Genomic DNA, 12,657 nt, shown 5'->3' on the forward strand with positions numbered 1-12,657 from the left:
CTCGACGGTCATCAGCCGAGAACGCGAGGATCGAGCCGGACGCCGGAGCGGATTCCCGAAAGGCCGGCGAGAACGGTGCCCGGGGGGACCGGGCCGCTGTCCACGACCGACGTGTCGTCAGCAAGCGCGTCGCCGAGATGCTTTTCGACCAGGGCCTCCTGCTCGGCCCGTAGCCGCCGGTCGGCCAGCGACAGGACGTCCACGAGCGGCCGGTCGCAGGGGTGCTCGACCCGGTAGTCCTCCAGGAGAAGCCGGTAGGTGTCGCGCCCGGGGTGGTACAGGACGGGAGCCAGTCCGTCGATCGTCGAGGGCCGCGCCGGGCGACTGCTCGTGGTGATCAGACTGGTGCGCAGGCCGACGGTGCGGGAACGTGCCCGCTCTTGTGGTCCGCCATCACCTGCCTCGGCCGTGCGCAGATCGACCGCGACCTGGGAAGGGGCCACCCTGCTGCCGAAGACGGCCGCACGTGTGGTCTGCAGATGTGCGGCAAAGGCCAGGACCCTGCTGGTGATCCCGATCTCGAACACGCTGACGCCCGGACGCCCGAGGTACGTCTCGAACTCGGGCCCGAGTTCGTACGCCAGCATCCACGGCTCCAGACCACCCTGCGGCGACGGCAGTACGGCGGCGACGGCGCGGTGCGCGTAGTGGGCCGGAGCCTTGCGCTCGGTCAGGAGACCTGGCACACCCGCGGCGTGGGCGACTTCCGCGACCAGGTCCAGTACACCGCGCCAGATCTCGTCGCGTCCGGTGGCCGGCGCGGCGATGTGGATGCCGAGGGACGGGGCGATGAACTCGTCCCGGATCAGGGCGCGTACGTCGGCCACGGGCCGGTAGACACCGTCGTTGGACGCGACGGCCAGGGGCAGAGCCGGATCGGTCATGCGCGCGCGCAGCCAGTCCAGATGCGCCAGGTTGGTGTCGAACCAGAGGTATTCGTCGGCCGCCAGCTCATAGCAGTCGAAGGTCGCCGACATGTTCTTCGCGAACTGCCAGGTCGCTTCGGACCGGCAGAGGGGAGGATGGGCTACCAGCTCCAGGTCCCAGCGGCGGCCCGCGCCTTCCAGCATGGTGTCGATGACGCGGTCGGCGAGATCGAGACCGGCGCCGGTGAGGTTGGTGACACCGCGCGCCAGCCGGAACCGGCTCATCAGGCCGGCGGTGACAAGGCGGCGCTGGTACGGAAGGAAACCCTTTCCCACGTCAGTCAGCATGGCGGGGCTCCCATGCGGCCAGCCGGAACCGGACGAGTGCGTGGTCGACCGCCTCGATGCGGTGGTCGAGGCGCTGGAAGTGCCTGCTCAGCACGTTCCTGGCGGGGTCCGGGTCGAAGTCACGGGCACGCACCCATGCCTCGCCGAGAAACACGTCAGGGATCAGGCTGTCACCGTGCAGCGCGTGTGCCAGGGAGTACAGCCGCTGATCCACCCCGGCCCTGCGCAACCGGGTACGGCCCACGAGCTCGAAGTCCAGGTCCAGTGTGCGCAGCGTGAAGGTCCTCGACCCCATGGCGGAGGTCGCCCGGCGTTCGGTGCTGAAGGCCACGCCCGGTGGCACCGGCACACCCCGGTAGTCGGCCTCGGCGCCGCTCACCGGCAGAGCGAACATCGCCGGCATGCGCTCCCATCCGATCCCGGCGAGGGTGTCGAACAGGGACCGACGCCAGACGAGTTCTCTCGGGGCCACGCGTTGCAGTGGGACTTCCCGGGTCACGGAACCATCTCCCTTGTCTCCCCGCCGCTTGTCCGGTGCCGCCCGACCGGGTCCGCCTCCACGAGCACCCGCAGGGGGTCGGTGTCGATCCGCACCGCCGTGCCCAGGGGCAACGACAGGCGCGGTTCGGTGTGGCCGAAGTCGACATCGGCGACAACGGGGATGTCGATGTCTCCCAGCAGGTGCAACAGAGCGTCGTCGAAGTCCGCGTAGCCGCCCGGGGCCGCGACCGCCCGGCTGCGTCGGCCCAGCACAAGGCCGGCCAGCCGACGCAGCCGGCCCGAGTTCCGCCACTGGGCCAACAGCGACAGGAACCGGTCCGGGGCCATGCCGAAGTCCTCGAGGAACAGGACCCGCCCCTCGGTCGGAGGCATGTACGGCGTGCCGAACAGTCCGGTCACGGCCGGCAGACACCCGGCCAGCAGCGGCCCGTGAGCGTGTCCGTGCCGCAGCACCCGCCACGGCGTGGCCGGCTCGGTCACCAACGCGCGCTCGTCGTCCCGGTCCCACCAGGGGTTGTCCTCCGTCCACCGCGCAGGTGGACGCAGCACGCCGCCGGTGCCCGAGAGCGCGTTCCGCAGTCCGGCGAGTGTGTAGGCGAACGGCCCCTCGAAGTGCCCGAACTCCGACACCAGCATCGGGCCATGGACGGCCGGGACCCCGTGGGCCGCGTAGGCCCACAGCAGCACTGACACATCGCTGTAGCCGATCAGCGGCACCTGGGCCTCGCGCAGCATCCCGAAATCCAGGTGGGGGAGTACCAGAGAGGCTGTCCATCCCCCCGCCGAGGCGAGCACGGCGTCGACTCCGCTGTCCGTCAGCGCGTGCAACTCATCGGCCAGGGCCTGCGGTTCGGCGGCGCCGGCCCTGCTGATCCCCGCGAAGGACGTCGAGGCACGCACGGTGAAACCAGCCCGTCGCAGGGCTTCCACCGCCCGTGCGGTACGGCGGGGGAACAACGCCGGGGCGGGGGAGGACGGGGTCCACAGACCGAGCGTCGTGCCAGGTCGCGCGACCGTGGTCATGCTGTCTCTCCAGGCCGTGCGAACATCTCCGCGCAGGCTTCGAGCCCCTCGACCTCGATGCCGGTGTCCCGCGGCCCGCCCAGCCAGTCCTCGGCCGCCAGGCGGAAGCGAAGCCAGCGGGCGGGGTGGCCGCGTCGTGTCCGCAGCTCGAAACCGTCCTCCTGATACCCGTGGTGGCGGTTCACGGAGATCGACGCCGGGTTGTCCGCGAAGACCTGGCTGGTGGCCCAGTGGGCGCCGAGGCAGGTGAAGGCGAGGTGGAGCACCGCGGCTCGCATCTCCTTGCCGTATCCCTGCCCCTGGGAGTCCCGCCCGAGCCATGAGCCGGTCGAGACCTCACCGAGCGCGCCGAAGTCCTTGGCCCACAGTGCCTTCATCCCGATCGGCCGGCCGTCACGGTAGACGGCGAACTCGAGGTGCCAGTCGTCCGGTGACCACGCTGAGCGCGTGCCCCACAGGAACTGGAAGGCGTTGCGCCGCAACTGGTCCGGTGGCGCGTCGGTCCAGTCCACGGCGAAGGGCGTCGTCGTGGGGTCGTGAATGCCGCGCACGGCGACATCGCACACCGCCTGGTACTCGGTATCCGTGGGCACCCGCAGCTCCAGCCGAGGAGTGTGGATCACCAGCCCGAACAGTGGCCAGTGCGCGAGACCGGCGGATGGAGCAGCCTCCGATGCCGTTGTCATCGGTGCAGCACCGTGCCCGGGACCGGCGCGGAGGCGTGCAGGATGGGGAACTGGGTCGGCCCGCTCTTGCGGTACAGCAGGATCGCGTAGCGGCAGTACCCGAGGTTCTCGTTGAACAGCGTGTAGAAGTAGTTGAGCCGCTTGCCCGCCGCCTGCCTCAGTTCGTCGGACATGCCGTCGTTGCACGGTTGCGCCAGCACGGCGGTGACATAGTCGTCGATCTGCTCCGGGCTCAGGTCCAGGTATTCGTACTCTTCGGAGAAGAAGAGCTCGGACCCGGGGCGACCGAACATGCCTTCCCAGTCCTCGCGGCTGAACCGCGGCAGCGGAGCGCCGATCGCTCGCTCGACCTCCTCCAGCAGCCGGGCCGAGGGACGCCGGTGGTAGAAGATCGGTACCGCGGCGAGGACACCGAAACGGTTCAGCACCCGGTAGTACTCGTCGATGGCGCGCTGCCTGTCCGGGATGAACGACGTCACGTTGCTGGCGAACAGCATGTCGAAGTGCCCGTCGGGGAAATCGATCCGCGTGCCGTCGCCGACGGAGAAGTGCGCGTTGTCCAGATCCAGGGCGGCTGCCTTGTTCCGGGAGAACTGGACGGACGACTCCTCGATGTCGATGCCGAAGACGTCGCAGGGGGTGGCGCTGGCCATCTCCAGTACGGAGAAGCCGGTGTTGCTGCCGACCTCGAGGATCCGGTTGCCGGCACCGAGACCGGGGACCTCCCGGAGCACGGACCGGATGGTGGCGGCGCCGCCGGAGCACATGTTCGGCTCGTTCACCAGACCGACGGTCTGGGAGAAGTTGAGGTGCCGGACGTCGGCCGGGTCGAGGGTCCGGTGGGGTGCGGCCGTGGCCATGGAGACTCCTGTGGGATGTGCGGAAACGGGTGTACGTCGATCGCGCGCGCCAGGACGCGGAGGGGTCAGGGCACGATGGTGTGGCCGTTGCGGCGCGGCAGCAGCTGCATGTCGCGGATGTCCCCGTGGTCGAGCACCCACATGAGGAACCGCTCGATACCGAGACCGAAGCCCGATGTACGCACCGGCTGGAAGTCCCGCATCTCCAGGTACCAGGCGTACGCCTCCGGGGCGACCTCATGCAGTTCGAGCGCCTGCTTCACCTGCTCGGCGGTGACGTGCCGTTCGCCCGCTCCCACGACCTCGCCCATCCCGAAGAGCAGGTCCGCGTTGAGCGCGGTACGGCCTTCGGAATCGCCGAACGCCTGGTAGAAGGGGACTGCCAGGTGGTCCCAGTGGGTCACCCAGACGAACTCGCCGAGCTTGTCCATCAGCAGCCGCTCGCCGTCACGGGTGAGGGTCCGCCAGCCGCCGTGGTCCTCGATGCCCGTCCCGCCGAGAACAGCGTCGGCCTCGTCGAAGGTGATGCGCTTGAACGGCCGTCCTGAGGCGAGTTGTTCGAGCCTGTCGACCTTCCCGCCGCACTCGGCGATGACCTCGGCCTCGCGCTCCAGCAGCCCCTTGGCCAGATGGCGGAGGTACTCCTCCACGGTCGCCATCATCTCGTCGAGGCCACCGACGATCTCGGCCTCGCTGTGGAAGAACTGGCACAGGTGGGTGGCGTCGGCGTCCTCGCCGCGGAAGGACGGCATGACGTAGTAGGTGTCGGTGCCGGTCAGGCGACAGCCGAACTCCAGCATGAACTGCATCGAGTCGGCGAGGTAGGTGGGAGCGCCCATGAGGTCGACGTGCACCGGAAGCGAGTCGCTGCCGCGGCCCATCGGGCTGGAGATCGATCCGGTGGTGACGGGCAGATGCAGCGTCTGGCCACCGCGTGCTCTCCAGAAGTCGACGGTGAGCTCGCTGACGCTGTTCTGCAGCCGGGCCACCGCGCGGTACCAGGGGTTGCGGAGGACTTCCAGGTAGTAGCCCTCGGTGTTCTTCCAGACCTGAGACGGAACGGTGGTCATAATGGAACTCCAGTTTTATTCTTCGGCGTCAGGGTGATCAGGCACTCGGAGGGGTGTGACGTCGCTCAGTCCCAGCCCCAGCTGTCCGCGGAGTCGGCGCGCACCACGGTGTGCGTCTCGGTTCCCCTGTGGTCGCTCGCCCCGAAGAATGCGACACATATCGCGGTACACGGAATTACGAAAAAGAGAAGCGTTCGGCGCATGTCATTCCTGCCTGAATCTTTCGCATACTCATCGAATGAGCGCGGAAATTCTCCGGCGGTTTCCCCCGCTCGGCTGGTGAACAACAAACTGTCATCCGGTGTGCGGCGAAACAAGCGTGATCAGTGGCACCAAGGTGCGCTGGCCAGAAGTGGCCACTCAGGGCCCCGGCAAGGCTGGATGAACGGCGATCACTCCATGGCATATGCCGTGTCTGCCGCCGCTTTCTGGAAGCTGGAGTTCCGCGCGGCGCTTGTCATGAGCCTCATTCAACGCCTTGCGCACCGCCTTGAGTACGCCTGCGCCGGCGGCCGGGATGGACGGCGCCGACACGAAGACGACGCCGATCCGCTGCGGATGCGACTGGCTCGACGCGGAAACATGTTCCACCCGGCAGTCCGACACTTGGGGTATCAGTTCGGCCAAGGTGTCCAGATTTACGCGGTGATATCTGGGTTGGTGGCAGTGATCCTCAATGTGAATGGCGTACATGGCCCTGAGAATCCCAGCCGTCGAGGGGCATTCCGACCGGGTGCTTCGGCAGCTTTGTGCCATGGCAGCAAAGTGCCGCGGGGTGGGGGATAGAATCCACGCTGAGATTCAAATGCCGGAAGCCTGGCGAGACCCCCACACCGAAGGGCCGCCACGGTCACCGTTTCTTCACGCGAGGGCAGTGCGAGATGAGTGAGAATACGGCGGACTCCGCCGCGTCGATACAGAGCAAGTGGCGCGCGGTCTGGGAGAGGTCGGACGTCTTCGCAGCTGACGGCGACGCGGACCGGAACCGGGCCTATGTCCTCGACATGTTCGCCTACCCGTCCGGTGACCTCCACATGGGCCACGGCGAGGCGTTCGCGATCGGCGATGCCGTCGCCCGCTACCGGATGCAGCGCGGCTACGACGTCCTGCACCCCGTGGGCTGGGACTCCTTCGGTCTTCCCGCCGAGAACGCGGCCATCAAACGCGATCTGCACCCCGCGGACTGGACCTACAGCAACATCGACACACAGGCGGAGTCCTTCCGGCGTTACGGCGTCTCCTTCGACTGGTCGACCCGGCTGCACACCTCGGACCCGGAGTACTACCGCTGGACCCAGTGGCTCTTCCTGCGCTTCCGCGACAAGGGTCTCGCCTACCGGCAGAAGTCATCCGTCAACTGGTGCCCCAAGGACCAGACGGTGCTCGCCAACGAGCAGGTGGTGCAGGGAGCCTGCGAGCGCTGCGGCACCCAGGTCACCAAGCGTGACCTCACCCAGTGGTTCTTCCGCATCACCGAGTACGCCGACCGGCTGCTGGACGACATGGAGCTGCTGCGCGACGGCTGGCCCGAGCGCGTACTGACCATGCAGCGCAACTGGATCGGCCGCTCGACGGGCGCTCACATCGAGTTCCCGGTGAAGGGCCGTGACGAGCCCATCGCCGTCTTCACCACCCGCCCCGACACCGTCTACGGCGCCACGTTCCTTGTGGTGGCGGTCGACTCCCCGCTGGCCGCCGAACTGTGCGCGCCGGAACAGCGAGCGGACTTCGACGCCTACCTGGAGCGGACCCGCAAGCTGTCCGACATCGACCGCCTCACGGCCGGCACGGCCAAGACAGGCGTGCCGCTCGGCCGTACGGCGGTGCACCCCCTCACCGGGGAGGCGATGGCCGTCTGGGCTTCCGACTACGTCCTCGCCGGGTACGGCAGCGGCGCCGTCATGGCCGTACCCGCGCACGATCAGCGTGACCTCGACTTCGCCCGTGCGTACGGCCTGCCCGTCCGCCCGGTCGTCGCCACCGAGGAAGACCCTGCCACGACGGGCACCGCGATCGACGCGTACGGCCCGTACACGGGGTCCGGCCCGCTCGACGGCCTTCTCCGCGAAGAGGCCACCGAGCAGATCCTGGCTGCCCTGGAGCGCGGAGGCTGTGGGTCCGCCGGGGTGCAGTACCGTCTGCGCGACTGGCTCGTCTCCCGCCAGCGGTTCTGGGGCTGTCCCATCCCGATCGTCCACTGCGGTTCCTGCGGTGAAGTACCGGTACCCGATGAGCAGTTGCCCGTCCGGCTCCCCGACCTGCGGGGCGCCGACCTCGCGCCCGCGGGCGTGTCACCGCTCGCGGCCGCCGAGGACTGGGTCAACGTCCCCTGCCCGAGCTGCGGTGCTCCGGCCCAGCGGGACACCGACACCATGGACACGTTCGTCGACTCCTCCTGGTACTTCCTGCGCTACTGCTCCCCCGACTACACCGACGGCCCCTTCGATCCCGAGGCCGTGCGCCGCTGGATGCCGGTCACCCAGTATGTGGGCGGCGTCGAGCACGCGATCCTGCACCTCCTGTACGCCCGTTTCTTCACCAAGGTTCTCCAGGACCTGGGGCTGGTCGATTTCCCCGAGCCCTTCCTGGCTCTCCTCAACCAGGGCCAGGTGCTGCTCAACGGCTCCGCGATGTCGAAGTCCAAGGGCAACATGGTGGATCTCGGCGGCCAGATCGCCGAGTTCGGCGTGGACGCGGTCCGTCTGACGATGGTGTTCGCCGGTCCGCCCGAGGACGACGTCGACTGGGCCGACGTCTCGCCCGCAGGCTCGGCCCGTTTCCTGGCACGAGCCCTGCGTCTGGCCGACGACATCGAGTCCGCGCCGGGCACGGCGCCGGAGAGCGGTGTCGTCGATCTGCGCCGCATCGTCCACCGCACGGTCGACCAGGCGACCCACCTGGTGGAGAACCACCGCTTCAACGTGGCCGTCGCCAGGATCATGGAACTGGTCAACGTCCTGCGCAAACACATCGACGCCGGCCATGCGGCGGACCCCGCCGCACGGGAGGGGGTGGAGGCCGTAGCCGTCCTGCTGTCCCTCTTCGCTCCCTACACCGCCGAGGAGATGTGGGAACGCCTCGGCCACCGCCCGAGCGTCGCCCGTGCGGGCTGGCCCACGGTCGACCCACGGTTGGTCAAGGAGGACGACGTGGTCTGCGTGGTCCAGATCAACGGCAGGATGCAGGGACGCATCGAGGTCGGTGCCGACATCACCGAGGAGGATCTGGTGGGCCTGGCCCGGGACAGGGCCGCCGCGGGTCTCGCCGATCAGGAGGTCACCCGGGTCGTGGTGCGTGCGCCACGGCTGGTCAACTTCGTCACGGCGGAAGGCCGGGGGAAGAAGTAGCGTCCCGGCGCCCGGCTGAGCGGCGAACTCGTGTCACAGGTGGCCGGCCATGAACGGTCGGCCACCACCGGCCGCGGTCACAGCCACCCGGCCTGCGCGGCGAGGACTCCTGCCTCGAAGCGACTTCGTGCGCCCAGTTTCACCGTGATACTCGCCATCAGGCGCCGGGTGGTGCGCAGCGAGAGGCCGAGCTTCCGCGCGGCCACCTCGTCGGTATGGCCTTGGGCCAGCAGCTTCAACAGAGTGATCTCCTGCGGGACGGGTTCGTCCTCGGACGAGCTCGGCCGCTCCGCTCCGAACGGCGTCGCCTGCTCCCACACCAGGTCGAACAGGACCAGGAGTGCGGTGACCACACCAGGGGCCTGCATGACGACGGCGCCCGCCCTGGTGTCCTCGGGATCGATCGGCAGCAGTGCCACCGACCGGTCGGCGATCAGCATGCGCAACGGCAATGACGGAACGGTACGTACCTGACCCCCGCGTTCGGAGAGCCAGCGGGCGTACTCGGTCGTGGCCCGGTCGTTGCGCACACTGTCCAGGTACAGCGTTCGCAGCGTCACGCCCGCGGCGAGACTCTCCTCGTCCAGGGGGCGGCTGGCGTCCAGTGCCTCCTGACTCTGGGCGCCACCGGGCATGAAGGCGAGCAACTCGCGGGAGGCGTCCCGGGCCAGCTCGGAGAGCCGGACACGTACCTCGTCAACGCTTTCGAGACGTTCCAGGCTCATGGTGCCGTGCTGCGCCCGCCGTGCCGCGTAAGCCGCCGCGAGCTCGGCGGTGGCCGCCTGGACGGAAGCCAGCTCCACCTGCTGAGCGTGGATCTCCATCTCACGCCGGTGGATGTAGCCCGCGAGGCCTACCTCGGGGTGGATGGCCGCGACACCCAGCGACTCTCCGGTCGGGTACAGCATCGAAAGCTCCGCCAGTTTGTCCAGCGCCCCGCCTATCTCCGACTGCCCGGCTCGCAGCTCCTGCGCGATCTCGGCCACGCCCCAGCGTGGGTGCATGATGAGCAACCGATAGACCTCGACACACAATTCGTCCTGCCCGATGAGCGACGCCAGTGACGAGTTTTTCAGGCCTGATGAGGCATATCCTGAGGAATGGCCGACCGGACGGTTCACAACTTACTCCCCGCGTAAAGTTGCCTGCCAAGCAGCATGATCGCCAAATCCTATTTCACATGCTGTTGGCTGAACTACCTGCGGTGTTCGGTCGGTTGTGGGTTCGAGTGCCGCACGGTCCATTCACCAAGAGAGTCTTTACCGTAATCTTGGGAATTCTTTACGGCCCGGGTGTCAGCCCGTCAGGCTCTGCAGGCGGTCTGCTGCGTCTTGGAGGACTTCGTCCTTCTTGCAGAAGGCGAAGCGAACCTGGCTGCGGCCTGCCTCGGGGTCGTCGTAGAAGACGGAGTTGGGGATGGCCACGACGCCGCAGCGTTCGGGGAGGGCGCGGCAGAAGGCGTAGGCGTCCTTCTCGCCGAGGGGGCGGATGTCGGTGGTGATGAAGTAGGTGCCCAGCGGCTGGTAGACCTCGAACCCGGCTGCGCGCAGGCCGTCGCCGAGCAGGTCGCGCTTGCGCTGGTGGGCCGCGCGGAAGGCGTCGAAGTACGAGTCCGGCAGGCCAAGGGCTTCCGCGACCGCGTACTGGAACGGCCCCGACGACACATACGTCAGGAACTGCTTCGCCGAGCGCACCGCCGAGACCAGTCCGGGTGCCGCCGTGATCCAGCCGACCTTCCAGCCGGTGAAGGAGAAGGTCTTGCCGGCGGAACCGATCGAGACCGTGCGCTCCCGCATCCCCGGGAAGGTCGCGAGGGGGATGTGCTCGGCGTCGTCGAAGACCAGGTGCTCGTACACCTCGTCGGTGATCACCAGCAGGTCCCGCTCCACGGCCAGCTCGGCGATCGCGGTCAGCTCCGCGCGGGTGAGGACCGTGCCGGTCGGGTTGTGCGGGGTGTTGATGAGGAGGAGCCGGGTCCGGTCGGTGACGGCGGCGCGCAGCTCGTCGAGGTCCAGGCGGAACGAGCCCTCGTGCGGGCGCAGGGTCACGGGGACCCTGGTGCCGCCCGCCATCGCGATGCAGGCCGCGTAGGAGTCGTAGTACGGCTCGAACGCGACGACCTCGTCACCGGGCTCGACCAGGGCGAGCAGCGCGGCGGCGATGGCCTCCGTGGCGCCCGCCGTGACCAGGACCTCGGCGTCGGGGTCGTAGGACAGGCCGTAACGGCGCTCCTGGTGCGCGGCGACCGCCGTGCGCAGCTCCGGAACGCCCGGACCGGGCGGGTACTGGTTGCCGCGCCCGTCGCGCAACGCCCGCACGGCCGCCTCCCTGACCTCCTCGGGTCCGTCGGTGTCGGGAAAACCCTGGCCCAGGTTGATCGAACCGGTCTGCAGGGCCAGGGCCGACATCTCGGCGAAGATCGTCGTCCCGAACTCGGCGAGACGGCGGTTGAGCAGGGGACGCGCACTGGAGGTCATGCCGGTCATCCTGCGCCCAAGCTCTGGAGTTCCTCAACTCTGCTTTGGCCCGTGAGACGGAAGGGCATCTCCAGCTCACGCAACCGGCGAGGCGCCCACGGGGGGTCGCTTCGGGGGACTTGGAAGGAGGGTGGCGCCATGGTTATCGGCATCATCCTGGCTCTGGCCGTAATCGTCGTTCTGATCGTGGTGGGACTCGTGGCCGCCGGCCGCAACGCCCACAGGTCCGTCAGGGCGAACGGCGTGCGGCGCGCCCGCGTGGGAGGCGGCAGCAGCAGCGGTAGCGGTGGCAACGACAGCTGGTGGGTCGCCGGGACGGCCGGGCCCGTCTCCTCGTGCAGCACCTCCAGCGGGGACTCCGGCGGACATCACGGCGGCCACTCGCACTCCTGCGGTGGCGGTGGCGGGCACTCCTGCGGCGGTGGGTCGTCCTGCGGTGGCGGGTCGTCCTGCGGCGGTGGGGGCGGCGGATGCGGGGGAGGCAGCTGACACGGGGCAGCTGAGCTCCATCAGGGGGAACCGCATCCGCCGACGGGGGCGCGGGGAGCGGGGGAACGCGGGGGCGTGGGTCCGGGCCGAGGGCCGGGATCCGCGCCCCCGCTTGTCGCTTTTTCACTCCGGTGTTCCGGTGCTCCGGCGTGCGCTCCGCCCGCCGCGGCGTGCGCCGTTGTTGAACAGTTGAGCTGGGGAGCCCACGGAGGGATGGAAACCCCACGAACTTGGGTAAAAACGCTGTGGTGGCGCCACTGTTCATGATTCCCTCTAAATCACCAACACAGCCCCTCGGACGTCCTACGGACACCTCCTGACCTCCCGACTGGGCTGACCGGGCTGATCCCCCCACAGTCGCCCGGGCGTGCTGGAACCCCACACCACCCTTTCTTTGCGTGCTAGCGGAGCCGATCCATGCTCACGACCCTGAACACCTCGTACACCGACACGCGCGCGGCCGACCTCGCCTGGGCCCTGGGGCGCGAGCCGCTGCCCGCCCTCGCCACGCTCGACCTCGAACTCGGCAGGGCCAAGCTTCAGTTGAGACTCCTCGGCGCGTCCCACCAGGTGCTCCTGGAGGAGGAGCGGGGAACATGCTCGGAGACGGTGGCGTGCATCGCAGGCAGCAGCACACCGCTGCCCCTGGGCGTGGCCAAGCGGGTGGGCGACTGGGAGTACGAGTTCGCCGCACGCGTGGAGGCCCTGTCACCGGGCCAGTTCGCCGGGCGGGCACAGGAGTTGCTGGCGCTCGTCTGTGATCATCCGAACGGGCTGGCCGGAGTCTTCCCCGGCAGCCCGCACGCGTTCACGGCGATGCTGGCGCAGCGGTACGACGGCCAGGTGCACTGGCGGACCTGGCACGCGTATCCGCAGGACGGCCACTTGGTGGCGACCCGGACGAGGGTCGGCGCCCGGGTTCCGGCGGGGGCGCCATCGGTCTGTTGAGGTAAACCAGTGGGGCGCGGTTGACCCGGAGTTCCACACGTG

Annotated in this window: 12 protein-coding genes; 3 read left to right on the forward strand and 9 right to left on the reverse strand. The window is 68.8% G+C overall.

Going from position 1 to position 12,657, the window contains the following annotated elements; translation table 11 throughout:
• Positions 1–11 precede the first annotated feature (11 nt).
• The 7 genes from ACZ48Z_RS37125 to ACZ48Z_RS37155 all read right to left on the reverse strand — a co-directional run bounded on the left by ACZ48Z_RS37125 (position 12) and on the right by ACZ48Z_RS37155 (position 6,047).
• Positions 12–1,214, reverse strand: a complete 1,203-nt coding sequence (locus ACZ48Z_RS37125; protein WP_468740307.1) for a hypothetical protein — start codon at positions 1,212–1,214, stop codon at positions 12–14.
• Complete coding sequence (locus ACZ48Z_RS37130; protein WP_468740308.1) at positions 1,204–1,713, reverse strand: hypothetical protein; 510 nt, start codon at positions 1,711–1,713, stop codon at positions 1,204–1,206. Before ACZ48Z_RS37130 ends, ACZ48Z_RS37125 begins: the two co-directional genes overlap by 11 nt.
• Positions 1,710–2,738: a S66 peptidase family protein gene (locus ACZ48Z_RS37135; protein ID WP_468740309.1), complete on the reverse strand. Its 1,029-nt coding sequence runs from the start codon at positions 2,736–2,738 to the stop codon at positions 1,710–1,712. Before ACZ48Z_RS37135 ends, ACZ48Z_RS37130 begins: the two co-directional genes overlap by 4 nt.
• Positions 2,735–3,424 carry a GNAT family N-acetyltransferase gene (locus ACZ48Z_RS37140; RefSeq protein ID WP_468740310.1) on the reverse strand — a complete coding sequence of 230 codons (690 nt, stop codon included), beginning with the start codon at positions 3,422–3,424 and terminating at the stop codon, positions 2,735–2,737. Before ACZ48Z_RS37140 ends, ACZ48Z_RS37135 begins: the two co-directional genes overlap by 4 nt.
• A complete protein-coding gene (locus ACZ48Z_RS37145; protein WP_468740311.1) occupies positions 3,421–4,284 on the reverse strand; it encodes a class I SAM-dependent methyltransferase in 864 nt (287 codons plus the stop codon). Before ACZ48Z_RS37145 ends, ACZ48Z_RS37140 begins: the two co-directional genes overlap by 4 nt.
• 65 nt (positions 4,285–4,349) lie before the next feature.
• Positions 4,350–5,354 (reverse strand): asparagine synthetase A, encoded by a 1,005-nt coding sequence (locus tag ACZ48Z_RS37150; protein WP_468740312.1) that lies wholly within the window; start codon positions 5,352–5,354, stop codon positions 4,350–4,352.
• Between the two features lie 360 nt (positions 5,355–5,714).
• Positions 5,715–6,047, reverse strand: coding sequence for a hypothetical protein (locus ACZ48Z_RS37155; protein ID WP_468740313.1), 333 nt, complete (start codon positions 6,045–6,047; stop codon positions 5,715–5,717).
• A 188-nt stretch (positions 6,048–6,235) separates the two neighbouring features.
• On the opposite strand from ACZ48Z_RS37155, the gene leuS reads away from it, so the two are divergent.
• A complete protein-coding gene (gene leuS, locus ACZ48Z_RS37160) occupies positions 6,236–8,701 on the forward strand; it encodes a leucine--tRNA ligase (protein WP_468740314.1) in 2,466 nt (821 codons plus the stop codon).
• A gap of 77 nt (positions 8,702–8,778) precedes the next feature.
• Here the strand turns inward: leuS and ACZ48Z_RS37165 are convergent, their stop codons facing one another.
• Both ACZ48Z_RS37165 and ACZ48Z_RS37170 read right to left on the reverse strand, forming a co-directional pair.
• Positions 8,779–9,705 carry a helix-turn-helix transcriptional regulator gene (locus ACZ48Z_RS37165; RefSeq protein ID WP_468740315.1) on the reverse strand — a complete coding sequence of 309 codons (927 nt, stop codon included), beginning with the start codon at positions 9,703–9,705 and terminating at the stop codon, positions 8,779–8,781.
• Positions 9,706–9,996: 291 nt separating this feature from the next.
• Positions 9,997–11,187: a pyridoxal phosphate-dependent aminotransferase gene (locus ACZ48Z_RS37170; protein WP_468740316.1), complete on the reverse strand. Its 1,191-nt coding sequence runs from the start codon at positions 11,185–11,187 to the stop codon at positions 9,997–9,999.
• A 129-nt stretch (positions 11,188–11,316) separates the two neighbouring features.
• Here ACZ48Z_RS37170 and ACZ48Z_RS37175 point away from each other — a divergent pair, with 129 nt between their 5' ends.
• Positions 11,317–11,667: a hypothetical protein gene (locus ACZ48Z_RS37175; protein ID WP_468740317.1), complete on the forward strand. Its 351-nt coding sequence runs from the start codon at positions 11,317–11,319 to the stop codon at positions 11,665–11,667.
• A gap of 417 nt (positions 11,668–12,084) precedes the next feature.
• Positions 12,085–12,615, forward strand: a complete 531-nt coding sequence (locus tag ACZ48Z_RS37180) for a DUF2617 family protein (protein WP_468740318.1) — start codon at positions 12,085–12,087, stop codon at positions 12,613–12,615.
• Positions 12,616–12,657: the final 42 nt, after the last annotated feature.

It is taken from the genome of Streptomyces sp. NPDC031225 (assembly GCF_055570355.1).

What these genes read in the sequence shown, in the direction of transcription:
- ACZ48Z_RS37125 (WP_468740307.1), bottom strand. Translation starts at nt 1,214, where the DNA reads ATGCTGACTGACGTGGGAAAGGGTTTCCTTCCGTACCAGCGCCGCCTT.
- ACZ48Z_RS37135 (WP_468740309.1), bottom strand. Translation starts at nt 2,738, where the DNA reads ATGACCACGGTCGCGCGACCTGGCACGACGCTCGGTCTGTGGACCCCG.
- ACZ48Z_RS37140 (WP_468740310.1), bottom strand. Translation starts at nt 3,424, where the DNA reads ATGACAACGGCATCGGAGGCTGCTCCATCCGCCGGTCTCGCGCACTGG.
- ACZ48Z_RS37145 (WP_468740311.1), bottom strand. Translation starts at nt 4,284, where the DNA reads ATGGCCACGGCCGCACCCCACCGGACCCTCGACCCGGCCGACGTCCGG.
- ACZ48Z_RS37150 (WP_468740312.1), bottom strand. Translation starts at nt 5,354, where the DNA reads ATGACCACCGTTCCGTCTCAGGTCTGGAAGAACACCGAGGGCTACTAC.
- ACZ48Z_RS37155 (WP_468740313.1), bottom strand. Translation starts at nt 6,047, where the DNA reads ATGTACGCCATTCACATTGAGGATCACTGCCACCAACCCAGATATCAC.
- leuS (WP_468740314.1), top strand. Translation starts at nt 6,236, where the DNA reads ATGAGTGAGAATACGGCGGACTCCGCCGCGTCGATACAGAGCAAGTGG.
- ACZ48Z_RS37165 (WP_468740315.1), bottom strand. Translation starts at nt 9,705, where the DNA reads ATGCACCCACGCTGGGGCGTGGCCGAGATCGCGCAGGAGCTGCGAGCC.
- ACZ48Z_RS37170 (WP_468740316.1), bottom strand. Translation starts at nt 11,187, where the DNA reads ATGACCGGCATGACCTCCAGTGCGCGTCCCCTGCTCAACCGCCGTCTC.
- ACZ48Z_RS37175 (WP_468740317.1), top strand. Translation starts at nt 11,317, where the DNA reads ATGGTTATCGGCATCATCCTGGCTCTGGCCGTAATCGTCGTTCTGATC.
- ACZ48Z_RS37180 (WP_468740318.1), top strand. Translation starts at nt 12,085, where the DNA reads ATGCTCACGACCCTGAACACCTCGTACACCGACACGCGCGCGGCCGAC.